The 23,879-nt window shown below is 51.0% G+C and carries 23 protein-coding genes; 4 read left to right on the top strand and 19 right to left on the bottom strand.

The annotated features are described in order from the left end of the window. Positions 1-156 precede the first annotated feature (156 nt). The 8 genes from eno to BLQ16_RS04415 all read right to left on the bottom strand — a co-directional run bounded on the left by eno (position 157) and on the right by BLQ16_RS04415 (position 8,526). Positions 157-1,440 (bottom strand): phosphopyruvate hydratase, encoded by a 1,284-nt coding sequence (gene eno, locus BLQ16_RS04450; RefSeq protein WP_091791544.1) that lies wholly within the window; start codon positions 1,438-1,440, stop codon positions 157-159. Then, positions 1,433-2,962, bottom strand: a complete 1,530-nt coding sequence (gpmI, locus tag BLQ16_RS04445; protein WP_091791681.1) for a 2,3-bisphosphoglycerate-independent phosphoglycerate mutase — start codon at positions 2,960-2,962, stop codon at positions 1,433-1,435. Before gpmI ends, eno begins: the two co-directional genes overlap by 8 nt. Beyond that, positions 2,955-3,713: a triose-phosphate isomerase gene (gene tpiA, locus BLQ16_RS04440; RefSeq protein ID WP_091791543.1), complete on the bottom strand. Its 759-nt coding sequence runs from the start codon at positions 3,711-3,713 to the stop codon at positions 2,955-2,957. Before tpiA ends, gpmI begins: the two co-directional genes overlap by 8 nt. Beyond that, positions 3,710-4,909 (bottom strand): phosphoglycerate kinase, encoded by a 1,200-nt coding sequence (locus BLQ16_RS04435; RefSeq protein ID WP_091791542.1) that lies wholly within the window; start codon positions 4,907-4,909, stop codon positions 3,710-3,712. The genes tpiA and BLQ16_RS04435 overlap by 4 nt, the downstream gene beginning before the upstream one ends. A gap of 72 nt (positions 4,910-4,981) precedes the next feature. Next, the gene (gene whiA, locus BLQ16_RS04430) at positions 4,982-5,932 is read right to left on the bottom strand and encodes a DNA-binding protein WhiA (protein ID WP_159427980.1); all 951 of its coding nucleotides are present in this window, start codon (positions 5,930-5,932) and stop codon (positions 4,982-4,984) included. Then, positions 5,929-7,281, bottom strand: a complete 1,353-nt coding sequence (locus tag BLQ16_RS04425) for a gluconeogenesis factor YvcK family protein (protein ID WP_091791540.1) — start codon at positions 7,279-7,281, stop codon at positions 5,929-5,931. The genes whiA and BLQ16_RS04425 overlap by 4 nt, the downstream gene beginning before the upstream one ends. An 18-nt stretch (positions 7,282-7,299) precedes the next feature. Beyond that, complete coding sequence (rapZ, locus tag BLQ16_RS04420) at positions 7,300-8,154, bottom strand: RNase adapter RapZ (RefSeq protein WP_091791539.1); 855 nt, start codon at positions 8,152-8,154, stop codon at positions 7,300-7,302. 24 nt (positions 8,155-8,178) lie between these two features. After that, on the bottom strand, positions 8,179-8,526 hold the full coding sequence (locus BLQ16_RS04415; protein ID WP_091791538.1) for a hypothetical protein: 348 nt from the start codon (positions 8,524-8,526) through the stop codon (positions 8,179-8,181). Between the two features lie 131 nt (positions 8,527-8,657). Here BLQ16_RS04415 and BLQ16_RS04410 point away from each other — a divergent pair, with 131 nt between their 5' ends. The 3 genes from BLQ16_RS04410 (at position 8,658) to carB (ending at position 13,775) form a co-directional block, all read left to right on the top strand. Beyond that, positions 8,658-9,425: a radical SAM protein gene (locus tag BLQ16_RS04410; RefSeq protein WP_242868949.1), complete on the top strand. Its 768-nt coding sequence runs from the start codon at positions 8,658-8,660 to the stop codon at positions 9,423-9,425. Between the two features lie 76 nt (positions 9,426-9,501). Continuing rightward, positions 9,502-10,566: a carbamoyl phosphate synthase small subunit gene (locus tag BLQ16_RS04405; RefSeq protein ID WP_091791537.1), complete on the top strand. Its 1,065-nt coding sequence runs from the start codon at positions 9,502-9,504 to the stop codon at positions 10,564-10,566. A gap of 2 nt (positions 10,567-10,568) precedes the next feature. After that, the gene (gene carB / locus BLQ16_RS04400; protein WP_091791536.1) at positions 10,569-13,775 is read left to right on the top strand and encodes a carbamoyl-phosphate synthase large subunit; all 3,207 of its coding nucleotides are present in this window, start codon (positions 10,569-10,571) and stop codon (positions 13,773-13,775) included. Positions 13,776-13,882: 107 nt separating this feature from the next. Here the strand turns inward: carB and BLQ16_RS04395 are convergent, their stop codons facing one another. The 8 genes from BLQ16_RS04395 to BLQ16_RS04360 form a co-directional block, all read right to left on the bottom strand. Continuing rightward, positions 13,883-14,959 (bottom strand): YkvI family membrane protein, encoded by a 1,077-nt coding sequence (locus BLQ16_RS04395; RefSeq protein WP_091791535.1) that lies wholly within the window; start codon positions 14,957-14,959, stop codon positions 13,883-13,885. A gap of 85 nt (positions 14,960-15,044) precedes the next feature. Then, positions 15,045-16,355 (bottom strand): aminotransferase class III-fold pyridoxal phosphate-dependent enzyme, encoded by a 1,311-nt coding sequence (locus BLQ16_RS04390; protein WP_091791534.1) that lies wholly within the window; start codon positions 16,353-16,355, stop codon positions 15,045-15,047. A gap of 389 nt (positions 16,356-16,744) precedes the next feature. Beyond that, positions 16,745-17,503 (bottom strand): SDR family NAD(P)-dependent oxidoreductase, encoded by a 759-nt coding sequence (locus BLQ16_RS04385; protein WP_091791533.1) that lies wholly within the window; start codon positions 17,501-17,503, stop codon positions 16,745-16,747. Then, positions 17,500-18,084, bottom strand: a complete 585-nt coding sequence (locus BLQ16_RS04380) for an HAD-IB family phosphatase (protein ID WP_091791532.1) — start codon at positions 18,082-18,084, stop codon at positions 17,500-17,502. Before BLQ16_RS04380 ends, BLQ16_RS04385 begins: the two co-directional genes overlap by 4 nt. Further along, complete coding sequence (locus BLQ16_RS04375; protein ID WP_091791531.1) at positions 18,081-18,791, bottom strand: pseudouridine synthase; 711 nt, start codon at positions 18,789-18,791, stop codon at positions 18,081-18,083. The genes BLQ16_RS04380 and BLQ16_RS04375 overlap by 4 nt, the downstream gene beginning before the upstream one ends. A gap of 1 nt (position 18,792) precedes the next feature. Next, positions 18,793-19,179, bottom strand: a complete 387-nt coding sequence (locus BLQ16_RS04370; RefSeq protein WP_242868948.1) for a metallopeptidase family protein — start codon at positions 19,177-19,179, stop codon at positions 18,793-18,795. A gap of 1 nt (position 19,180) precedes the next feature. After that, positions 19,181-20,458 carry a hemolysin family protein gene (locus BLQ16_RS04365; RefSeq protein ID WP_091791530.1) on the bottom strand — a complete coding sequence of 426 codons (1,278 nt, stop codon included), beginning with the start codon at positions 20,456-20,458 and terminating at the stop codon, positions 19,181-19,183. Between the two features lie 9 nt (positions 20,459-20,467). After that, the gene (locus BLQ16_RS04360; RefSeq protein ID WP_091791529.1) at positions 20,468-20,920 is read right to left on the bottom strand and encodes an RrF2 family transcriptional regulator; all 453 of its coding nucleotides are present in this window, start codon (positions 20,918-20,920) and stop codon (positions 20,468-20,470) included. 85 nt (positions 20,921-21,005) lie between these two features. Between BLQ16_RS04360 and BLQ16_RS04355 the strand changes: the two genes are divergently transcribed. After that, a complete protein-coding gene (locus tag BLQ16_RS04355; protein WP_091791528.1) occupies positions 21,006-21,344 on the top strand; it encodes a hypothetical protein in 339 nt (112 codons plus the stop codon). A 57-nt stretch (positions 21,345-21,401) separates the two neighbouring features. On the opposite strand, the gene BLQ16_RS04350 is transcribed toward BLQ16_RS04355, so the two are convergent. Genes BLQ16_RS04350 through rlmB form a run of 3 tightly spaced genes read right to left on the bottom strand, consistent with a single transcriptional unit; the run spans position 21,402 to position 23,879 of the window. Beyond that, complete coding sequence (locus BLQ16_RS04350) at positions 21,402-22,619, bottom strand: PAS domain-containing protein (RefSeq protein WP_091791527.1); 1,218 nt, start codon at positions 22,617-22,619, stop codon at positions 21,402-21,404. A gap of 13 nt (positions 22,620-22,632) precedes the next feature. Continuing rightward, a complete protein-coding gene (locus BLQ16_RS04345) occupies positions 22,633-23,148 on the bottom strand; it encodes an NYN domain-containing protein (protein ID WP_091791526.1) in 516 nt (171 codons plus the stop codon). Beyond that, positions 23,145-23,879, bottom strand: coding sequence for a 23S rRNA (guanosine(2251)-2'-O)-methyltransferase RlmB (gene rlmB, locus BLQ16_RS04340; RefSeq protein WP_091791525.1), 735 nt, complete (start codon positions 23,877-23,879; stop codon positions 23,145-23,147). Before rlmB ends, BLQ16_RS04345 begins: the two co-directional genes overlap by 4 nt.

Raw genomic sequence — 23,879 nt, 5'->3', positions numbered from 1 at the left:
AGTCTAAACCATGATTTGTTATACCTTATTTTATCAAATGTCCCTCGGCTTGTCGACAAATTTCCTGACCGGCCTGCCAAATAAAGAGCCATAAAAAAACCGCCGGTCGTCACCATCTGACGACCGGCGGTTAAGCCTATCTTGGCCCTTGCTCAATTATTTCAAATTAAAGAAACCGTCACGACCCAAATACACGGCACTCTCGCCCAGCTCTTCTTCAATGCGCAAGAGCTGGTTGTATTTGGCAACCCGATCGGTACGGGCCGGGGCCCCGGTCTTAATCTGCCCTGCATTTACAGCCACAGCAATATCGGCAATGGTGGCGTCTTCCGTTTCACCTGACCGGTGGGAAATAACGCTGGTGTAGCCGGCGCGGGCGGCCATTTCAATGGCGGCCAGGGTTTCGCTCAAGGTCCCAATCTGGTTCACCTTGATGAGGATGCTGTTGCCAACCCCTTTTTCAATGCCACGCACCAACCGCTTGGTATTGGTAACAAACAGGTCATCACCAACAATTTGCAGGCGGTTGCCAAGGCGGTCGGTTAAGCGTTGCCAGCCCTCCCAGTCTTCTTCGTCAAGCCCATCTTCCAGGGAAATAATGGGGTATCTGTCGATTAACCCTTCATAGAAGTCGATCATTTCATCGGCCGTCTTGCTGGTGCCTTCACCGGCCAACACATACTTGCCGTCTTGATACAGTTCTGAAGCGGCCACGTCCAAGGCCAGGAAAACATCCTTACCCGGAAGGTAGCCGGCTTTTTCGATGGCTTCCACAATAACTTGCAAGGCTTCTTCATTGGAGGATAAATTCGGGGCAAAGCCGCCCTCATCACCGACAGCCGTTGCCAGCCCGCGGGCTTTAAGTACGTTTTTCAAGGCATGGTAAATTTCAGAGCCCATGCGGAGCGCTTCTTTGAAGCTCGGTGCGCCTAGGGGCATGACCATAAATTCTTGAATGTCTACGTTGTTATCAGCATGTTGGCCGCCATTTAGAATATTCATCATCGGTGCCGGTAAAATGTGTGCATTAGCACCGCCAATATACCGGTAGAGGGATAAGCCGTTGGCAGCTGCAGCGGCTTTGGCACAGGCCAGGCTGATGCCTAAGAGCGCATTGGCCCCGTAAGCGCCCTTGTTGTCGCTGCCGTCTAAGGCGATGAGGGTGGCGTCCAGTTCATTTTGACGGCAAACATCCAGCCCGATGAGTTTCGGTGCCAGGTCAGCATTTACATGGGCGACAGCGGCGGTTACGCCTTTGCCCAGGTAGCGATTTTTATCGCCGTCCCGCAATTCCACTGCTTCAAAGGCGCCGGTTGAAGCACCGGATGGCACAGCTGCCCGCCCCATAAAGCCGGTGTCGGTCCAAACGTCCACTTCGACCGTCGGATTGGCACGAGAATCGAGGATTTCACGGGCAATAATGCGTTCAATTTTATGCATGTTGGTCTCCTTCCAATAAAGAACAACCGGTCATCTCCGCCGGTTGCGGACAGTTCATCAGGTCTAATAGGGTGGGGGCAATATCGCATAAGGCGCCACTGTGCAGCCGGCGCCCTTGGCCAGGGACCAAGAGTAGGGGAACCGGATTGGTGGTATGACTCGTTACCGGCTTTCCTTCTGGATCCTGCATGGTTTCACAATTGCCATGGTCGGCACAGATGAGCATGACCCCATCGGCCTTTTCCAGGGCTTCAACAATTCGGCCAATGGCCGTATCTACCGCTTCCATGGCTTGAACGGCAGCGTCCAAAATACCTGTATGGCCGACCATATCCGGGTTGGCGAAATTTACCAATATAAAGTCATAATCGCCGCTGTCAAGGGCCTCGACCACCCCCTGGGCCACTTCGGCGGCGCTCATTTCAGGCGCCAAATCATAGGTGGCCACTTTAGGCGAGGGAACCAGGCGGCGCTGTTCGTTCGGATTCGGCTCTTCTACGCCACCATTAAAGAAAAAGGTGACATGGGCGTACTTTTCCGTTTCTGCTGTGCGCAACTGACGTTTGCCCAAATGGGCCAGCCAGGCCCCCAGGGTATTTTTAATGTCTACCGGCGGGTAAATAACCGCTTCTGCCGGCAGGAGGTCTGCTGCATATTCGGTCATGGTGCGCAGGGCAATGGTCGGAAACCGGGGACGGGCAAATCCGTCGAAGGCCGGTTTAATGAAGGCCTGACAAATTTCGCGCGCCCGATCGGCCCGGAAATTAAAGAAAATCATGCCGTCGCCATCCTGGACAGGCGCGCTGTCACCAATAACCGTCGGAAGGATAAACTCATCGGTCACGCCGTCGGCATAGCTGTCGCGGATACAAGTTTCCGCGTCTGCAGCCTGGGCACCGGTCCCTTCTACAACGGCTTGCCAGGCCCGTTCTACGCGGTCCCAGCGGTTGTCCCGATCCATAGCGTAATACCGCCCACTGACCGTGGCAATTTGTCCAAGGCCGCGCCTTTTAAGTGCTTTTTCCAATTCGCGAATATAGCCCAAACCTGAGTCAGGCGGTACATCCCGGCCATCTGTCACCGCATGGACCTTGACCTTGGTCAGGCCCTTCTGTTTTGCCCAATCCAAGAGGGCGTAAAGGTGGTCGTTGTGGGAATGAACGCCACCGTCCGATACCAGGCCCATTAAATGCAGGGTACCGCCGGACCGCTGGAGGGCTTCCGCCAAAGATGTTAGCGCAGGACGTGTAAAGAAAGACCCGTTTTCAATATCTCTACTAATCCGCACCAGGTCTTGGTAGACCACCCGCCCGGCGCCTAAATTCAAGTGGCCCACTTCTGAATTGCCCATTTGCCCTGCAGGCAGTCCAACCGCCTCTCCCGATGCTTGTAAGGTCGTATGCGGCGAGCTGGCAAAGAGGTCATCCAAATGTGGGGTTCGCGCCAAGGCCGCCGCATTGCCCGGGCCCTTCGGCGCCAATCCCCACCCGTCAAGAATGCATAGGAGCACCGGTTTAGCCACGGGCGGCACACCCCTTCTCAAATAAGGCGGCAAAACTTTCCGGTTTTAGGGAGGCACCGCCGATCAAGCCGCCATCAATATCCGGCTGACCGAATAGCGCAGCGCAATTGTCCGGTTTAACGCTTCCTCCATAAAGGATGCGGGCCTGAGCCGCCAGCTTGTCGCCCAACAGTTTTGCTAGATGAGCCCGCAGAGCGGCACACATATCTTGGGCATCTTCAGCAGTGGCGGTCAAGCCTGTCCCAATCGCCCAAATGGGTTCATAGGCAATAATGACTTCTTTCGACAAGGTTTTACCGCTCATATCACCGAAAACCGCATCCAGTTGGGCGGTGGTATAGGCTTTAGCGCGACCGGCTTCACGGACTTCAGCGCTTTCACCAACGCAAAGCACCGGAATCAGGCCGAAATCCACCGCCGCCCAATATTTTTCTGCCACAAAGGCATCCCTTTCATGAAACAGCTCGCGCCGTTCCGAATGGCCGGTTAAGACATAGCGGACGCCGAAGGGAGCCAACATGCCAAGGGAAATTTCACCGGTAAAGGCGCCGGACGCAGCCGGGTGAAAATTTTGCGCCCCCAGTCCAAGGCCTGCCAAGGGCGCTTTGGACAAGGTTTCCAAGGCAGTAAACGGCGCAAAAACCGCCGCATCGTAATCAGCCGGCAGGGGCGGCAGGGCATCAAAGAAGGCCGCTGCTTCCTCTGCAGTTTTGTTCATTTTCCAATTGGCCATAATGCATAATCGTCTCACGCCGGGTCATCCTCCCGTTCTTCCAAAACCGCTAAACCCGGCAGCATGCGTCCTTCTAAAAAGACCAAAGAAGCGCCGCCACCTGTTGAAATGTGATTAATTTGATCGCCAAGCCCCGCTTTTTCCACCGCAGCCACTGAATCACCGCCACCGATGATGGTATAGGCGCTGCTGTCCGCCACGCCCTGAGCAAGGGCATTCGTTCCTGCTGCAAAAGCGTCTTTCTCAAAGACCCCCATGGGCCCGTTCCAGAAAATGGTTTTGGCATCGGCCAAGGCGGCCACATAAGCGGCCCGCGTTACCGGCCCGATGTCCAGGGCCATATCGCCAGGCGCTAACGCATCAACGGCCTTCACCTCTCCTTGAGCATCTTCCAGGCTCTTGCCGACGACAACATCTTGCGGCAGCAAAAAGGTCTTGCCGCTTTCAGCCTGTTTTGCCAAGAGCGCCTTGGCCGTTTCAATCTTATCAGCTTCCACCAAAGAGGCCTGCATATCATAGCCTTGGGCTGCCAAAAAGGTATTGGCCATACCGCCACCGATGATAAGTTTATCGGCAATTTTCATCAGCTCTTCAATGACTAAAATTTTATCGGAAATTTTCGCACCGCCGATGATGGCAACATAAGGGCGCACTGGCCGTTTGCCGGCACGTGCCAGAGCGGAAATTTCTTTTTTCATTAAGAAGCCGGCTACTGCAGGTAAAAAATGACCGATGCCTTCGGTGGAAGCATGGGCACGGTGGGCCGTTCCGAAAGCGTCATTGACAAAAATATCGCCTAATGCAGCCAACTGTTTGATAAATTCATGGTTGTTTTTTTCTTCTTCCGGATGAAAGCGCACGTTTTCTAAAAGCAAGGCTTCTCCAGGCTGCAAAGCCGCTACCGCCGCTTCTGCCACCGGTCCGATGCAATCATCCACCTTTGCTACAGGCTGGCCCAGCAGCTCAGATAGGCGGGCAGCCACCGGATCTAAGCGCAAACTGTCAACCACTTGTCCCTTTGGCCGGCCCAAATGGCTCATAATAATCAAGCGGGCATCCTTGTCCAGCAAATAACGAATCGTGGGCAAGGCGGCCCGGATGCGCTCATCATTGGTGATGGCACCACTCTCTTTGTCTAAGGGTACATTAAAATCAACCCGTAATAAGACGCGCTTACCGCGCACATCGCAATCTTCAACTGTTTTTTTACCCATGTTGGCCTCCTTGTGCGTCATATTTATCTTTATTATACGCATGGATGCGACTTTTATCAATAATAATGCTCATCAGTCTAGGCCATTCAGGCCCATTTTTTTTGCAAATTCCGTCAGCCGTCGCATCCGATGGTTGATTCCGCTTTTACCGATGGGCGGATCACATAATTCGCCCAGTTCTTTTAAGCTGGCCTCCGGGGCCTGGAGCCTCAGGTTCGCCACCTGCTGGAGGGCGCGGGGCAATTTATCGAAATCGCCGTGCGCCTTGATGGCCTCTATCATCTCAACCTGGCGCAAAGCGGCATCAATGGCCTTGTTCATATTGGCCGTTTCACAATTGACCAAGCGGTTGACTTTGTTCCGCACACCTTTGGCCACACGCACATTCTCCAAATCCATAACCGCCTCATGGGCGCCAACCAAGGCCAGAAAGTCGCTGATCTGTTCACTTTCTTTTAAGTACAGGACGCAGTTTTCCTTGCGGTAACTCATCCGAAATTCAATGCCGTAACCAATGATCAAGGCGGAGATCTGCTCGGCAAATTCTTCACTTTGGGTGACCAGCTCCAAGTGATAGCTGCGCTGCGGATCTGTTAGCGAACCGCTGCCTAAAAAAATACCCCGCAAATAGGCCCGACGCACGTGGTCCCGATCGGTAAACTCCGGCGCAATATCGGACCGGAAGAGCAGCCCCTCGTCATTCATCATGCCAAGTGTGGTGAGTGCCGTTTTCAGGCGCGGTTGGCCGGGCACCCGCACCACATAGCGAATGTTTTTCTTCAGCTTGGTGTTGCGCTGAATTTCAATCCGCGCCTGTAGGTGGAACAAATTTCTCAGCCAACTGTAGGCCTGACGCGCAACTGCCGCATTTTCCGATACCAGCACCAGGGCAATGCGCTTACCGGAACCGATTAAAATAGAGCCGTCCATGCGGGCAATGCCGGCCAACTGGGCTACTTGTTCACCATCATCCTGGGCCGGTAAGCGGACCAGTTCATTTTTCACTTTAGCCGAGTAGCTCACATGTCCAGCTCCTTCCGATGCTTGTAGGTCTGCCAATCCCAGTAGGATTTGATCAAGCCACGCTGCAGTCTGAAATTATGATCATCATACAGGGTTTCCATCAGCGCTTTTGCCAAACGCCCGGATTCATGCCGGAAGGGGTTCTCCTGGGAAACCAGCGGTGCCGCCACCAGTTCAGCCCCCATGCTCTTAATGCGGTCTGCATCAATGCTCACCCGTTCACCGCCACCGGTAATAAAATCCGCCAGGGGAACGGACTCCGGTACGGAGCCGTCATCCGCCAAAATATAATCCACCAACCCGTCTGCACTGTGGCGCAAAATCGCCGCCAAGTGGTCCCCCACCGTGTAGTGGGTGGTCTCACCCGGCTGGGTCATCACGTTACAGACATAGAAAACTTTGCCGCGCGCCTTTGCCAGGGCCTCCGTCACCCCGCCGACACAAAGGTTCGGTATCACAGAGGTATAAAGGCTTCCCGGCCCCAACACGATGGCATCTGCTTCAGCAATGGCCTCCAGCACCTCCGGCAATACTTCCGCATTTGCCGGGCGAATGCTCAACTTGTCAATGGCCGCTTCTGAATCGGTGATGTGCCGTTCGCCAACAATGCGTCTGCCGTCATTCATTTTTGCCACCAGGGTCAGCGGCGCCATGGTAATGGGCAAGACCCGCCCTGAAATATGCAACACTTGATCAATATTGGCCACCGCATCCTGAAAGTTCCCCTGTACCGCCGTCAAGCCCAAGAGCAGCAGGTTGCCCAAGCTGTGACCCTTCAACCCCTCGCCCTTGGCAAAGCGATAGCTGAATAATTTCTCCATCACGTCTTGTTCATCGGCCAGGGCCACAATGCAGTTGCGAATATCGCCCACCGGAATCACGTCAAACGTTTCTCGCAAAATGCCTGATGAACCGCCGTCATCTCCAACCGTAACCGCTGCCGTCAAATTAGACGTGTACTGTTTCAGCCCACGCAAGAGGACGGACAAGCCCGTCCCGCCGCCGATAACGACAATCTTAGGCCCGTTGGCTTGAATGGTTTCTTCATAATAAGCATCAAAGTTCGACCCCTTCAAGCCTTTAAAGCGACCGGACAACTGCATGCTGCTGTAGACCATCAACACAATGCCGACCAGCACACAAATGAGACCTTGCCAAAAGGTAAGGTCCGGAAGATTCAGTTGTAAAAAGTGGACCGCATCATAGGTGAATTGCTTGGCGGTTCGGTTATTCACCATAGACCACAAGCCCAACACCACCAGCCCCAGCGCAATTCCGCCGAGAATTGCCCAACGTTTGAGACCCAGTCCCGGCGAAAGCCACCTTGATAATCGCACGCGCGGTTTCAAGCCGTCACCTCATCTCAACTAATGATCCCGATGGTTAACCGTCACATCATATCCATTTTCCGTTAAACGCCGCGCCAATGCAATGGTCATGGCGATCGACCGGTGCTGTCCGCCGGTACAGCCAATGCCGATGGACAACTGATTTTTGCCTTCTTGCATATACTCCGGCAAGAGTTCTAAAATCAAATCGGAAAAATGGCGCAAAAACCGCTGTGTCTCAGGACGGTCATGAATGTACTTTTGCACCGCCGGATCGCGCCCGGTCAGCTCCCGCAGTTCCGGAACATAGTAGGGGTTCGCCATAAAACGAACATCCATAATGATGTCCGCATCAATGGGGATCCCGTGCTTGAAGCCAAAAGACGTGAGCGTCACACCAATGCGAAAGTCTCGCGGTTTCAGTCCATCCAAAAGCGTTTGCCGCAATTCGGCGTTGGTCAACTGGCTCGTATCAATAACGGTTTGAGCCAGGTCTCGCAAATGGGACAAGGCCTCACGCTCCAGGCGAATGCCTGAGAGCAAGGAACCGTCTTTACTTTGCGGATGGCTCCGCCGCGATTCTTTAAACCGACGGACCAAAACTTCATCGGAAGCTTCCAGAAAAATAATATCGTAGTTAATCCCGATGGCATGCAAATAAGCGAGCGCTTCATCAATACTGTCCAGGAATGATTCATCACGTAAATCAACCACCAGACAGACTTTATTGATGTTGCCCTCGCTTGTCACAATTAAATCTGCAAATCGGGAAATGAGTGGCGACGGCAGATTGTCCACACAGAAATAGCCCATATCTTCCAGGACTTTACTGGCCTGCGTTTTACCGGCACCGGAAAGTCCGGTGACGATGACAAATTTTTTCTCTGCCTGCATGACCTCACCCCTTTAAAAACTTACTTACGCATCAATGGGCCGGGAGGCACGGAATACCAGGTAACGACCGCCTAAAATGGCATCACGGTTCACCAGGAGGGTATCCTGCTTGTCATTGATAAAGAAAAGCCCGTCTCCCACTTGGTCTGCTTTTTCCCAGCCATTGTAAGCGATCCAGTCTAAAAACATATCTTCACTTTTGCTTTGATTTTTGCAAATGAAAGCATAAGCACCGGCACCCTCATAGCGGGTGAACAATTCACCTTGCGGCTTTTCCAATTTTACAATGGCATCTACCAAGTCACGCTTTGCAAGGCCCAGGTAGCTGGCTGCCCCGGCCGCTAAGGCCAACCCTAAAACTCTCTTTTTCATAAAAAATACCTCCTAAAAAATGTTCAACTGCAAAAGAGTTCATTTTCTGCATTTTTCAGACATAATCATACCATGTTTTACATGATTCGTCATGCTTATTTACTAAATTCCCATAATTTTATATAACAGATTTGCAAAGTTTTTTTGATACTGCTATCATAGCAGCGATATCAAAAGGAGGAATTGTCATTAAAACCTTAAACCGATACGGCATTGTTGCAGAAAAAGATCCGCGCGAAATCGTCTTATTGCGTGGCAAGGGCTGCGCCTGGAGCGCTTGCCGTTACTGCGACTACCATTTGGACCGTTCTGCCGATGCCGACGCCAATTATGCGATAAACGCCGCCGCTTTGGCCCAGGTCGACGGCCGCTATGGTCATCTGGAAGCGGTCAATTCCGGCTCTTTCTGCGATTTGGATGACCGCAGCATGAATGCCGTTTTAGACACCTGCCGGGCCAAAAACATCAGCAAACTGACGATAGAATGCCATTGGCGCGATCGGGAAAGCCTCCCACCCCTCCGGGACCGCTGCCGCCGGCAAGGGCTTGAACTTAAAGTCAGCAGCGGCATCGAAACTTTTGACGGTTTGGTCCGCGAAGCCTATCTGAACAAGGGCATTCCGGCAGACATTACCCCGGCGCAGCTGGCCGAGCATTTTGATCAGACTTGTCTGCTTTTCGGGCTTCCCGGACAGCATTTGGCACAAATGGTCCAGGACCTGGCCATTGGATTAACCTATTTTGACCGGGTCACGCTCAATATTTTTACGCCCAATACCCGGGCCATCAAACCGGATCCGGCGGTGATTGACACTTTTAAGACCCATATTCTTCCCCTCATCAAAGACAACCCCCGCGTGGATATTTTAATGCAAAATACCGATTTTGGCATCGGTTAGACTTGATTTAGCCTGCCGATGTGATATAATACCTTGATTTTAATCATCACTTGATCAACTGTAAAGGAGTGCGACCATGCGCGAAAAAGCCATTTTATTGCTCTCTGACGGCAGTCGCTTTGAAGGGCGGTCTGTCGGCGCTGAAGGAACCGTCATCGCCGATATGGTTTTTACCACCGGTGTTGTCGGTTATCTTGAAGGCCTTACCGATCCTGCCCACGAAGGACAAATTCTGGTGCAGACCTTTCCTCTGATTGGTAATTACGGTATTGCTGAAGCAGACTTATCCTCACCGAAGGCGACTGTTCGCGGTTATGTCGTCGGCGAATTGAGCGATACCCCTTCCAACTTTCGTTCTGAGGGTGATTTGCCATCTTTCCTTAAAAAAGAAGGCCTTGTTGCCATTAGCGGTATTGATACCCGGTCTTTAACAAAATTGTTGCGCAGCCGCGGAAAAGTCCAAGCTGTATTAACCACCGATCCAGCACAAGCATCTGTAGATGCCATTACCGGTCGGGCAACGTCACAACTGCCGCAAGCGCAGAAAGACTCCATATTCCCGACCTGTCGTGGCACTGCCGACCGACAGGTTATTTTATGGGATTTGGGCGCAACCCAGGGGCTCTTTGAAGCCTTACAGCAATTTGACCGACCCGTTTGTGCCGCACCGCGAGATAGCGATGCCGATGCCCTCCTGGCCCAGCACCCGGCAGGCGTCGTCATTTCTGACGGTCCGGGGGACCTTGCAGACCACCAGGACCTGGTTCCGGTCATTCGCGCCCTCATCGATGCACAGATTCCTCTCTTGGGCATCGGCTTGGGTCATTTGCTGCTGGCACAGGCCCAAGGGCTGGCGGTTACCCCGCTGATTCCCTCTCACCATGGCGCCCAATCGGTACGCGATAAAGAAACGAACGCGCTCTTTTTAACCAACCAAAGCAACCATGAAACAGTTGCCCTGGAAAGTCTGGACACGTCCATTGCCAGCTTGCGCTATCAGTGTGTCAACGACCAGACCTGTGCCGGCTTGGATTATAAAAACGCACCTGCCATCGGCGTACAGTTCCGGCCGGAAGGCAGAGCCGGCGTGCTGGACGGTTTGCAAGTGCTCGAACGTTTTTATCAATTAGGGGAGGCCTAAACATGCCACTGAATCCGGAATTAAAAAAAGTACTCGTCATCGGTTCCGGTCCAATCGTCATCGGACAAGCAGCGGAATTTGACTATGCCGGGACCCAGGCTTGCCGAGCCTTAAAAGAAGATGGCCTGGACATTGTCCTGATCAACTCTAACCCGGCAACGATCATGACCGATGAAGCCATGGCCGACCACATTTACATTGAACCGCTGACCTTGGAAACGGTCAAACGGGTCATTGAAAAAGAACGACCGGATGCGGTCTTATCCACCCTAGGCGGTCAAACCGGGCTGACCCTATCCATGCAACTGGCCAAAGAAGGCTTCTTGGATAAAATGGGCGTTCGCCTCTTGGGCGCCAACCCGGAAACCATTGATAAGGCTGAAGACCGGCAAATTTTCAAAGACACCATGACCGCCATCGGCCAGCCAACCATCGCCTCTAAAGTGGTCACGGATGTGGACGCCGCCCTGGCCTATGCAGATGAAATCAGCTACCCGGTGATTGTCCGGCCGGCCTTCACCTTAGGCGGAAGCGGTGGCGGCATCGCCGATGACGCCCAGGCCTTAAAAGAAATTGCCCAGCACGGCATTGACCTCTCCCCCATTGGGCAAATTTTAGTTGAAAAGTGCATCTCCGGCTGGAAAGAAATTGAATTTGAAGTTATCCGCGACAAAGATGGCAACGCCATCATCGTCTGCTCCATGGAAAACTTTGACCCGGTCGGCGTTCACACCGGCGATTCCATCGTTATCGCTCCGGCCGTTACCATGGCCGATCGGGAATTTCAAATGCTGCGCACTGCCGCCTTGGATATCGTCAACGCCTTAGCCGTTGAAGGCGGTTGCAACGTTCAGTTTGCCCTACACCCGGAAAGCTACGAGTACGCCGTTATCGAAGTGAATCCCCGCGTCTCCCGCTCTTCCGCTTTGGCCAGTAAGGCCACCGGCTACCCGATTGCCAAAATCGCCACGAAGATCGCCATCGGCTATCGCTTGGACGAAATTCAAAACGCCGTCACCGGCTGCACCACTGCTGCCAGTGAGCCGACGGTAGACTATGTGGCCGTTAAATTCCCCAAATGGCCCTTTGATAAATTCATCTATGCCAAGCGGGACTTAGGCACCCAAATGAAAGCCACCGGTGAAGTCATGGCCATTGGCAAAAGCTTTGAACAAGCCTTGATGAAGGCGGTCCGGGGGGCTGAAATTCGTCACGATACGCTGGCAGATGCCGGTCTGCGCGCCATGAGCGATGACGACCTGCACGCGCTTACCGCCAAAGCCACGGACCTGCGGCTCTTTGCCTGCTATGAAAGCCTGCGCCGCGGGGTCAGTGTTGACGACCTGCACGCCCTAACCATGATTGACGAATGGTTCCTGAACGGTTTGCTCCGCCTGGCCAAGTACGAAGAGGCCATCACCGGTCAAGCCTTAACCGATGCCAGCTATGTCACCGGCAAAAAACTGGGTTATACAGACAAGACCCTAGCTGCCTTATCCGGCCACGACTTGCCGATGACCCTGAAACCGGTCTACCACATGGTCGATACCTGCGCCGGCGAATACAAGGCTGAAACCCCTTATTTTTACTCTGCCTTCTACACCGAGGCCGAAGGCGCCTTGGATGAAGCGGCAGAACACACCCGCAACGGCCAAAAGAAACGCGTCGTGGTCTTCGGGTCCGGTCCGATCCGCATCGGTCAGGGCATTGAGTTTGACTACTCCAGCGTGCATTCCGTCTGGGCTTTGAAAAACCTGGGCTATGAAGTCATCATCATCAACAACAACCCGGAAACCGTTTCCACCGACTTTGACACGGCCGACCGCCTCTATTTTGAACCGGTCACCTGGGAAGACGTCAAGCCCATCTTGGATTTGGAACAGCCTGTCGGTGTCGTCGTCGCATACGGCGGACAAACGGCCATTAAGTTGACCGGGGAATTGGCCAAAGCCGGTATCCCCATCATCGGCACTTCTGCCGACGGCATTGATATGGCGGAAGACCGGGAACGGTTTGACAACCTATTAAGCGAATTGAACATCAAGCGCCCTGCCGGACACACCGTCTTTACTGAAGAAGAGGCCCTAAAGGCCGCCCGCAACATCGGCTACCCGGTGCTCATGCGCCCCTCTTACGTCCTAGGCGGTCAAAATATGATCATCGCTTGGAATGATGCTGACATCCGCGAATACATGACGGTCATCATCAACGCCGGCGAAGCGGAAAACCCAATCTTAATTGACAAGTACCTCTCCGGTATTGAAGTCGAAGTCGATGCCATCACCGATGGCCAAGACGTCCTCATTCCAGGCATCTTGGAACACGTTGAACGCACCGGGATCCACTCCGGCGACTCCATCGCCGTTTACCCGGCGCCCAACATTCGCCCAAAAGTTGCCATGCAGATTCTGGAACACACCAAGGCCCTCTGCCGCGGCTTAGGCGTCATCGGTTTGGCCAATATCCAATACATCGTCTACGGCAATGACGTCTACGTCATCGAGGTCAATCCACGGGCCTCCCGCACCGTGCCCTACATTTCAAAGGTCACCGGCGTGCCGATGATTGATCTGGCAACCCGCGTCTCCTTAGGCGAAAAATTAACCGACCTCGGTTACGGCACCGGCATCTACCCGGCCAGTACGCACATCGCTGTAAAAATCCCCGTCTTCAGCTTTGAAAAGCTCATTGACGTGGATACCCACCTGGGGCCGGAAATGAAATCCACCGGGGAAGTGCTCGGCATCGGCAAAACCTTATTGGAAGCCCTCTACAAGGGGCTAATCGGCGCCGGTTACCGGCTGACCAAAGAAGGCGGCGTCTTCATCAGCGTCCGCGATTCGGACAAAAATGAAATCGCCCCCATTGCGAAAAAATTCTTCAACCAAGGCTTTGACATCTACGCCACCACCGGCACGGCCAAAGTCCTGCGTGCCGTCGGCATCCAAGTCACCGAAGTGGACAAGATGCACGAGGGTACCTCTGAAAATGCCTGGGCCCTCCTGGAAAGCCACAAGGTGGACTACATCATCTCCACCTCCACCCGTGGCCGCGACCCGGAGCGCGACTCAGTCATCATGCGCCGCAAGGCCGTCAGCCTGGGCATCCCCACCCTGACCTCTCTTGATACGGCCAACGCCCTCATCGACAGCATCGCCGGCGATTTCACCGAAGAAAACACCGGCTTAGTCGATATTAAATCCCTGTAAAAGCATAACAAGCAAAAACGGCTCCGCTGTCAGAAATTTTCTGCTGGCAGAGCCGTTTTTGCTTGAAAAGAGGGTTAATTGAACACATGTTCATGGATAAATCGTTGTTATTTTGAAACTTTAAGTCGAACTACTTTTATAACCATCAGTAAAAAGACAACAATACCGATATAACCGGTAAAAGGATAAATGGTGCCTATTAAGCGATCGAAGGGTAATAACCCGCAAATAAAACCAATGACCGTAATAGCAACCGTCGTCATTTTAAACTTAGGGTGGTTATCCGGAACAAATCGGTTAACGGTTTGCCATAACAACGGAGCAGCTGTCGTATAAATTCCCAGCATCAAAATAATCGAAAATACTTTAGCCATCATGGGAGAAATATGCGAAGCCAAATATAAGGATGGAATTTTAAGAGCTACGACATTTTCTACTTGAGAAAGCATCGCAAGATGCATTAACAATGCTGCTAAGAACAATAAAAAGCCACCTAAAAATCCACCATATAAGCACTCTTTTTTATTATTTGCCATTTTCCCCATTCCGGAAAGCAGTCCCACCACAACCAACATATTATAGGATGGGTAAAGCAATCCAGAAATAATGCCATTTGGTGCTGGTTTGACCAAATCAAGCGTCGGAAGAGCATCCAGAGAAGCCTGTAGCGTACCATAATTTTGCAATAAGCTTATTAAACCGACCGTAACCGCAAAAATGATGATAATCGGACCAATTTTGCCGACAATTTCCATCATACCTTTTAAACCAAATATAACAGAGAAAAAAGCTGCCAAACTCATTAAAATTCTACCTATATAAGGATTTAAATGATAATGTTCTTCTAATGTTGCCCCCGCACCTGAAATCATAATCACATATACACCAAAGAGAAACAGGGGAACAAAATATTCTAGAAATTTTCCGAAATATTTTCCGCAATAAAACGAAAATATTTGTACTGTTTCATCAGTTTCTACAACGCGTCCGCGTGATAAACACTCCATGCCTGTAAAAGAAAAAACTATTAACGTCACAACACAGCCAAATATTCCTGTTAATCCGTAAAAAGTAAAAAACTGCATAATTTCCTGGCCAGTTGCAAATCCGGAACCAATAATTGTTGCTACATAGGCACCAGCAAAGATAATAACATTACGCCAGCTTACCTTTAATTCACTCATAGTCATCTCACTCCTTTATCCGGTAATTTCACAAAAAATTTACTATTTCCGTGAAATTACCGGTTTTTCAATGCAAAAAAGGGAACTACCACCCAGCTATTTCTTCTAAAACTTCATCGCCAATTTCCCCATTAGCATAAGCATTCATTGCTGCATCAATAATTTGCATCGCTTCATCAATTTCTGATTCTTGAATTACCAAAGGCGGTTGAACACGTAATGTAGACTGATTTAGGAAAATCATCAGTAACCCGTTTTTGATAGCATAGTAGCAAATTTTTGCTGTTGCTTCGTTGTTCTTACCACCAGTCTCCGGATCAATAATGTCAACCCCGATTGACAAACCAAGCCCCCTTATCTCGCCAATAAAATCATATTTTTCTTTTAGGGACTCAAATTTGTTCTTTAAGTACTCTCCGCGAACAATTGATAATTCATTAGCATCAATTCTTTTTAAAATTTCTAAATTCTTTTGACCCGCCGTACACACCGTTGTATTGCCCGCCAATGTAAATAAATGTGCTGGTGGCTCTAATGCATTCATAATATCTGTTTTCCCTATCACAGCTCCTAGCGGTAAACCACCACCAACTGATTTCCCCATAACAATAAGATCCGGCTCAACATCAAAATTCTCAATAGCAAACCATTTACCCGTTCGGCATAGGGCTTGTTGTATCTCATCCACAACCAAAAGAATTCCATATTGGTCACACATTTCTCTCAACGCCTGCACCCATTCTTTTGGTGGAATTACAATACCTGCATCTCCTGCTATCGGTTCAATAAAAATAGCAGCAACTTCTTCCGGCGGAAGATAGTGTACAAACGCATATTCCATTTCTTTAATACAAGTTTTCCAATCCTTATCCTTACTGGGATAACTAAAATAATGAACATCTGGTATTAAAGGACCAAATCCTTTGCGCATATTATTGCTCAAAGCCGATATGGAAATAGCACCAAATGTACTACCATGATAAGCTTCTTGCATAGAAATAAGTCCAGATCTTTTTGTATACGCGCGAGCTATTTTAATTGCCGCATCTATAGAAGCGGATCCGGTAGCTGAATATAAGACTTTCTTTTCGCCCTTAATTGGGGCTATCTCACAAAGTGATTCGGCTAATTGTACAGGAGGTGCGCTATTAAAATAAGCTAAAGTATACTGTGTCAAATTTTTCATTTGTTCGTATACAGCATCTGCAATCTCCACATTTCCATGCCCAAGATTGGCCGAACATGCACTCGCCAAAAAGTCAATGTATTTGTTTCCATCAAAATCATAGAGAAGTGCTCCATCCCCTTTTTCAAAAGCAATTGGGTAATATGGTATCTTCTGAGTTCTAGCAATATACTTTTGTTCATCTTTGAAAACGGACTGATTTGTTGACATGTCTTAACCTCTCTTTCTAAAGCAATGATTTGTTTGAAATTTTAGAATAGCTTATATCTTTTTTTTTTTTTGTCAATACTGAATTTTATTTTTATCCTTAAATTTTATATAAAAATCAAATTTATTGCTTATTCTCGTTGCATTCTTTTGCATTTTTAGTGAAGTATCATAATTTTTTATTCTTTAAGATATTGATAGTGGTAAATTTTTCAGCACCACTATAAATAAGCTTTTTAATAAATTTCTTTAATATTTTGTGACTTTCTTAAAGAATATTTGAAATGAATTTGAATCAATAGGAACTTAGACTAAAAAAATATGTCACACAAAAAGCCCGCTCCATCGACAGGGAAAGCTGTTGATGGAGCGGGCTTTATCATTTTATACAGTTAAAAGAACTGGCGTTCAAATCGGGTTACCAGATGATGGGGCAGGAGCCGAGCGGCGACGGCCATGAGATAGGCGGTGGGATGGGTTAAGGAATGGCGCTTCCCGGCACGGACGCGGCGTAAGGCCATATCGGCAACCCTTTGTGGGTCTTCAAAGGCCATATTTTTAAAGCCGTCGCCGCGCATATTGCCGGCACGGTTAAAAAATCCTGTGGCCATGGGTTGGGGGCAAAGGGCCAGCACATGAATGCCGCGAGGGGCTTCTTCTTCGGCCAGGGCTTCGGAAAAGCGCAAGACGAAGGCCTTACTGGCCGCATAAACAGAAAAATACGTTTGCGGCAGATAGGCGGCAACTGAAGCCACGTTCACAATCATGGCACCCTTGTCCATCCGTGGCAGGGCCCGCCGGCACAAGTCTGCCAAGGCGGTGCAGTTTAGCTCAACCATACCGCTGATATCATCAACCGGCACCTCCCGCACCGGCCCGATAATTCCGTAACCGGCACAGTTAACGAGCATTCTTAACTGGTCACCACTATCATCAAATGCTGCAAAAAGCTCTTCGCGGCTGGTCTTCTCGCTGAGGTCGCCAGCAAAGCAATGGCAGGGTTTCTTGGTTTTGGCCGCAAGATCCGCCAGGCGATCGGCATTCCGACCAACCAGCCAAAGGCAGTCTATGTCTGGTTCGTGGACCAGCCGATGCACAAAGGCCTCGCCCAAACCGCCACTGGCGCCGGTAATAAGGGCTGCCTTCATCATACTTCACCGCCCATCGGATGGTCCGGCCAGGGGCTAAGCCTTTCACCGGTCACAAACCAGGCGCGCTGGGCCCGCATGGCCAAGGGGGCATCAGACAGGGAGTCGGAATAAAAATCCGTCATCTCAGACAGTTGATGGCCGGCTTCCAGAAACCGGCGCACTTTTTCAGCGCCCCAGCAGTTTTCGCCCTCGTAAGCGCCGGTTTCTGGATCAACCTTGGACGCTAAAAGATGGCTAATGCCTAATTCAGCACAAATCGGCGCCAATAAAAAGGTCGGAGAGGCGGAGATGATTACATCATCCCTTGCCTGCTGGGCCGTATAAAAAGCTTTAATGCCATCCCGGTGCAGTTGCCAAAAGGCGTGAACTTCCGCATCAATATTCGGAACCCCTTGAAAGAGGCGATAAAGCCGTTCTTTAAAGCGGGTCTTAGACCAGTCTCCCCATTGGAACCGCGCAAAAGCCAAGGCACCAGCCGGTAAGTATCGGCTCAAGCTCGGATGGCGTCGCAATAAAAACAGGAAAAAATGAACGGTGCTGTCACCATCATAGATGGTTTTATCAAAGTCGTATACCCTCATGTGACCTCCTCAGTTAATCCGCAAATGGTGTATAAGGCCTCTGCCTCTTCTGTGGTTAAATCGCGCCAGACACCTACCGGCAAATCACCCAGGCCAACCGGCCCGATGCGCAAACGCTCTAAGGTTAAAAGTTCACAGCCTAGGGCATGGCACATCCGCTTCACCTGGTGAGTTCGACCCTCCGTCAACGTCAAGACCGCTATCTGCCCACCCGGTAAGTCAAGCTGTGCCGGCCGCGTCTTGCCATCAGATAGTTCCAAGCCTGCAGCCACCTGTGCGCCGGCATCGGCGGGCATTTCTCCGGCGTATGTAAAACGATAGGTCTTTTCAACCTGGTGCTTCGGCGATGCCAGCCGGTGTGCCAATTGACCATCCGTAGTGAACAGCAAGACCCCGGTGGTGTCCTTATCCAGGCGACCGACCGGCCGCAGGTCTGCCGGCACATCCTCTAAAAGGGTCATCACCGTTTCATGCCGCCGATCGCTCATGGCGGTGACCAAGCCGGTAGGCTTATGTAAGAGGATATGGCGATGCCGCTGATAAAAGATGGGCGAATTATCAAGAAGAACCTGCTCGTCTGCCGTCACTTGATGGGCCCTGTCCCGCACCGGTATCCCGTTTACCAGGATGCGGCCACTGCGAATCATGCGGCCAACATCCTTTCGGGACCCCAGCCCGGCATCGTGCAAAAATTTATCCAGACGCATCTTAATCTCCAATCCGTTTGGCGTACTCGTGATGATAAGCGGCCATTTCCAGCTCATCTTCAATTTCCAAATCGCGCTCGCCGGCCCGGTGTTCCATGTGGTGGCGGAACTCATGCAATAAGGTGTCCCGCACTTCACGCGCCACTTGGGCGCGGTCGGCATGGGCAAATACCCTTGCAAAGGAGCCGTAATAAATCGAAATCTGTGATCCGATCATGCTCACCGAGTATTGTCCCAGAATATAAAGATCACCATGTCCTTCCGGATGCAGATAAACCTGGGGCTCTAAATGGATGCCCAGGTTCAACTCATCGTAAAAAGCCGCTGGAATTTCTTCACAAGCGGCCTCTAACATTTCCTGAACCTCATCAATATCCGGGAATGCCATCCTATCCCTCCTCATGCTTACCGGTCGGCACCGCCGTGGCGTGCGGCCGTTTTAAAACAAAACGCAGTTCTTCCACATAGCGCGGATTGGCCCGTTCAACACGCACCGTAAAGGCGTCTAAGGCCAGCTCATCGCCTTTTCGCGGAATCCGTCCTAAAATATCCGTCAGCCAACCGCCAACCGTATTCGCTTCAATCTCGTCTGTTTTTAATCCGAAGCGCGGCAGGATATCTTCCACTTCCGCCTGACCATTGATCATATAGACCCCGGGCGCCACTTTACGGAATAAGGCCTGCACTTCATCGTACTCATCCCAAATATCGCCCACCAGCTCTTCAATCAAATCTTCCATGGTGACAATGCCCACCGTGCCGCCGTATTCATCAGTGACCACCACCATGTGGGACTTGTCTTTCTGTAAAGCCGTCATTAGGCGGGCCAGGTCGCGATTTTCCATAATAAATCCCACCGGCTTGGCCAAGTCCCTAAGGGGAAGGTTCTCATCCTGCAAGAGCATGCCGTAAAAATCTTTCACATGGACAATGCCAATGATATTGTCAATGGTTTCATGATACACCGGCAGGCGGGAAAAGCCACTGGATTGAAAGAGCGCCGCGACTTCCTCCACATCCGCCGTTTCATCGACAGCAGTTACATGAACCCGGGGGGTATAGATATCACCGACAATCCGGTCATCAAACTGCATGGCACTACGGATTAACTCACGCTCATCGGCCTCAATGTTACCAAATTCTTCCGCTTCGTCAACAATGGTCATCAGTTCATCTTCCGTAATGCCCCCGTCTTCCTGGTTGCCGAAAAGCATCCCAAGGGCATTTTGCAGTAAGGCAAAAACAGCGGTAACCGGCCTTAAAATGAGCATGATGCCATACAAGGGGCCGCTAAAAGCCAGCGCAACGCTCTCTGCCCGTTCTTTGGCAATGGTCTTTGGTGAGATTTCGCCAAAGATCAAGGTTCCAATGGTGATCACCAGGGTGGAAACGGTAATGCCGCGCGCCCCCATCAATTCCACGAAAAGCACGGTTCCCAAAGAAGCACAGGTGATGTTAACGATGTTGTTGCCCACCAGAATGGAGCTGAGAAGTCGTTCATATTGGTCTGCCATATCCAATACCCGCTTGGCTTTCCGGTTTCCATCGGCAGCCATTTTTTTAACGCGAATGGTGTTCAGAGATGTAAAGGCCGTTTCAGAGGCGGAAAAAAATGCCGACAGCCCCAATAAAACAATAATGGCTAAAATATAAGCGTTCAAGTTCATGTGACTCCTTTAGGCCCGATTTTCTTGAATCCGGACCAATTCATATTCGGCAACGGTATGGTCTACCAAATCTGCCACGGTGATTTGATCAAGATAGGCAGCGATTATTTTTTCCAGCCCTTCCCAGAGGCTACGGGTCGGACATTCATTGGCCATGGGACAGGCATCAACATTGGCTTCCAGGCAGCTCACCGGAGCCAAAGAGCCTTCCATGGTGCGGATCACGTCGCCCACGTAAATCTCCGAAGAGGCCTTACTGAGGACGTACCCGCCGGAATGACCCCGGTAACTGCGCACATAGCCGGCGTGCAAAAGAGGAACCATAATCTGCTCCAAGTATTTGACCGTAATCTGTTGGCGTTCGGAAATGGCCCGTAGCGTTTCACGCTCTTCGCTGGTATTTCGTTCAGCCAAATCGATCAGCACGCGTAACCCGTACCGACCTTTTGTTGAGATTTTCATGACTTCCTCCTATTGCCCTTTGCCATAACCGCTTGCATCCGGCCTCCTCTCCCTGTATGATACAGGGAGAAAGGAGCGGCGACCAATGACACAAGCATTTCTGTTAACCAATACACGATTAGATGACCTACATTATAATTCTTTAACCACCATGGGGGTTGATCGCCTCTTAAAACTTCCCGTCACCTTGCGTATGCCCTGGCGAAAAATTGATGCAGGTCCGTTAAATGAAGAAGATGCCGCAGCTTTAAGGACATGGCTGACGGAAATCGGCCAGGCCGATGATTTTCTCGTTATTGAAGGACCGGACGACGCCATTGAACCGATTTTGCAGGAGGCGCGCGCCTTATCCCTCATTGCCATGCGACCGGTTTGGACGCCGGCGCCGGCCTTCATTCCCCTCATCGGTGACGATCCTGAATAAGCTTACAAATGCAGAAAGGGCCGGAGATGATTCCCCGGCTTTTTCTATGGCTGCCACTTACGATTCGGGAAGCAGCCGCTGTTCCCCTTCAATAGCGGCAAAGGGGGCAATGTCCATGGCCACTTCAACAATTCCTCTAAAGACATCGGCTTTGTCGCGTACGGCAATATAGCGAATGAGAATCATTTTATCGTCCCGGCGGAACCAAAAATCCGCATAAGGACGTTGCCCAGTTCGTAAATCGTCAATCAAGGCCTGAACCTTAGTCAAGCTTTCGCGCGGATGACAGTTTTTTACATCCCGGCCGATCACACCGGTAGACCGCGGGAAAAGGCGATTGGCGCGAGCATTGTAATAGCGGACCAAATTATTTTCATCAATAAACGTCAGGTCAAAGGGCAGGTGGGAAAGCATTAAATTCAAATGCATTAAGCTCATGCGTCCGGTGGCCAAATTGATAATGGTATCGCCGGACAAATCACTGCCGTCATGGTGGAGCATTAAGAAATCCAGTCCGCGCATCATCTGCCGTTCGGCTTGATTGTGGGCCGGCGGTTCAATAAAGGCATAACCGATTTCTTCATCGCCCACTTCCATCATGATGAATTCATTTAGCGTCAGCAGCTTAAAGGCTGACGGATACAAGAGCTTCTCTTCTGCCCGCATTAAAAAGGCAGTGGCGTCATAAACTGCATAAAAAGCCGATTGAACGGCCAGCTGATTGCCATCTTTCGCGGCTTTTTCGAATTCAGTCAAGGCATTTTTGACATCATCGTCGTAACTCCAGAAAATGCGCAAAGGACCGCTAATGCCCTTATCGCTCAAATGCGGATACAGCTGGTTCTGTTTCCGGTGCAAATGCATCTTGTAGGTCTGCGCTTTTTTTGCATAGGTCTGCCAAGCCTCAGCGTCATAGTCATAACGCAGCATATGGACACCATCGTCAAAGAAGTCATACATGGCCTCGTTTTCTGAGCGATACAGGCGCAAGGGATGGTCTGCAGAAAATTTTCGTGGCGGTTCCGGCGCTATGTGCGCTTCAAATGCTTTAAACAATGCCGGAAAAGCATCAATCACAGGCTCCTCATCTTCCGCCTCTTCACCAATTTGCTGTAAGGTATAAAAATATTCCTCCGCTTCAACGGTAATGCGCTGCTCATGTAAGGCTCGGATGACTTCTGCAGCCGTCATATCCTTATCAATAATAGCCAGGCTGTATTTGCGTGCATTTTGCACGTTTTTTTTATTTACATCAAGAATATCGGTGTAATGCATGCCAAGTCTCCTCTCAAGACGAGCCGCGCTCGTCTTTTATCCACTTTTCCAAACGAGCGCGTACAGCCGGATCAATCCGTCCGTCAACTGTTGAGCGCGGGACCTCCTTATGAACCAATCGATGGGCGCTGACACGGGCATCGGCAATCATCCGCCGTAATTCTGTCCCGGTCATCCGCAGCCCACCCAGCGACAAGACGGTTTCCTGGATTAGGCGATCACCGGACGCCACATAAAAATGGCTCCGCTTGGGCAGTTGCGCAGCCAGTCGTTCAATGGCCATATCTGCTGTAACCCCTTCCGGGGTATAGATGATTTCCAAATAGGGATAGGTCCGCCGCGTACCGGGATTGCCTTTAACACGGTAGCCATCGTATACGACGACAATGCGCCATTCACTGAGCGCTGCATATTCGCTTAAACGAGCGTTTAACCTATCCCGCGCATCTTCCAAAGAACCGTCACCTTCTGCAGACAGGGCCGGCCATTGGCCGATCATATTGTAACCATCTACAATGAGCCATGTCACTTCATTCGCCTCCGTTGGTGGCTTATTTCAGCCAACAAAATGCCGCAAGCCACCGATGCATTCAAAGAACCGACTTGCCCACCGATGGGAATGCTGGCGATAAAATCACAGGTGTCACGCACCAGGCGGCCCATCCCCTTGCCTTCATTGCCGATCACTAGGGCCAAGGGGCCTGTAAGGTCTGTCTCATACATAGAAGCCCCATCCGCTGCACTGCCGCAAACCCAAAAGCCTTCCTTTTTCAAGGCATTAAGCGTACTGACAATATTGGCCACACGCGCCACAGGCACGTGCTGGCCTGCGCCGCAGGCGGCCTTCATGGTCCCTTCGGTCAAACCGGCCGACCGCCTTTTCGGGATAATTAACCCATGCGCGCCAAAGGCATCAGCTGACCGCATCATCGCCCCTAAATTATGCGGGTCTTCAATATCGTCCAAGACCAGCAGCAAGGGGGCTTCTTCTTTTTCCTGTGCACGAGCGAGAATATCCTGCCAGGGAACATAGGCCACTTCTGCAACGGCAGCCGCCACGCCTTGATGATTGCAGCCGGGAAAGCGTCTGTCCAAAACACGCCGTTCGACAGTGCGCACCGGAATGCCTGCTTTTTTGGCCAGCTGATTGATGTCATCAATGACACCATGCCGTGCGCCTTTTACCAAGGTGATATGCTGAATTTCTGTACCGTTTTTCAGGGCTTCACGTACAGCATTTCGTCCGTATAAATCTGCTAT

The sequence above is a fragment of the Peptococcus niger genome (assembly GCF_900101835.1).
GTDB classification, from domain to species: domain Bacteria; phylum Bacillota; class Peptococcia; order Peptococcales; family Peptococcaceae; genus Peptococcus; species Peptococcus niger.
The sequence above is the reverse complement of the archived record's forward strand: the minus strand, read 5'-3'. Positions and strand labels throughout refer to the sequence as shown.

What these genes read in the sequence shown, in the direction of transcription:
- BLQ16_RS04395 (WP_091791535.1), bottom strand. Translation starts at nt 14,959, where the DNA reads ATGAGTGAATTAAAGGTAAGCTGGCGTAATGTTATTATCTTTGCTGGT.
- BLQ16_RS04370 (WP_242868948.1), bottom strand. Translation starts at nt 19,179, where the DNA reads ATGGCATTCCCGGATATTGATGAGGTTCAGGAAATGTTAGAGGCCGCT.
- eno (WP_091791544.1), bottom strand. Translation starts at nt 1,440, where the DNA reads ATGCATAAAATTGAACGCATTATTGCCCGTGAAATCCTCGATTCTCGT.
- BLQ16_RS04435 (WP_091791542.1), bottom strand. Translation starts at nt 4,909, where the DNA reads ATGGGTAAAAAAACAGTTGAAGATTGCGATGTGCGCGGTAAGCGCGTC.
- BLQ16_RS04355 (WP_091791528.1), top strand. Translation starts at nt 21,006, where the DNA reads ATGACACAAGCATTTCTGTTAACCAATACACGATTAGATGACCTACAT.
- BLQ16_RS04415 (WP_091791538.1), bottom strand. Translation starts at nt 8,526, where the DNA reads ATGAAAAAGAGAGTTTTAGGGTTGGCCTTAGCGGCCGGGGCAGCCAGC.
- BLQ16_RS04365 (WP_091791530.1), bottom strand. Translation starts at nt 20,458, where the DNA reads ATGAACTTGAACGCTTATATTTTAGCCATTATTGTTTTATTGGGGCTG.
- BLQ16_RS04360 (WP_091791529.1), bottom strand. Translation starts at nt 20,920, where the DNA reads ATGAAAATCTCAACAAAAGGTCGGTACGGGTTACGCGTGCTGATCGAT.
- BLQ16_RS04380 (WP_091791532.1), bottom strand. Translation starts at nt 18,084, where the DNA reads ATGAGGGTATACGACTTTGATAAAACCATCTATGATGGTGACAGCACC.
- rapZ (WP_091791539.1), bottom strand. Translation starts at nt 8,154, where the DNA reads ATGCAGGCAGAGAAAAAATTTGTCATCGTCACCGGACTTTCCGGTGCC.
- BLQ16_RS04350 (WP_091791527.1), bottom strand. Translation starts at nt 22,619, where the DNA reads ATGCATTACACCGATATTCTTGATGTAAATAAAAAAAACGTGCAAAAT.
- BLQ16_RS04375 (WP_091791531.1), bottom strand. Translation starts at nt 18,791, where the DNA reads ATGCGTCTGGATAAATTTTTGCACGATGCCGGGCTGGGGTCCCGAAAG.
- BLQ16_RS04405 (WP_091791537.1), top strand. Translation starts at nt 9,502, where the DNA reads ATGCGCGAAAAAGCCATTTTATTGCTCTCTGACGGCAGTCGCTTTGAA.
- BLQ16_RS04385 (WP_091791533.1), bottom strand. Translation starts at nt 17,503, where the DNA reads ATGATGAAGGCAGCCCTTATTACCGGCGCCAGTGGCGGTTTGGGCGAG.
- BLQ16_RS04390 (WP_091791534.1), bottom strand. Translation starts at nt 16,355, where the DNA reads ATGTCAACAAATCAGTCCGTTTTCAAAGATGAACAAAAGTATATTGCT.
- carB (WP_091791536.1), top strand. Translation starts at nt 10,569, where the DNA reads ATGCCACTGAATCCGGAATTAAAAAAAGTACTCGTCATCGGTTCCGGT.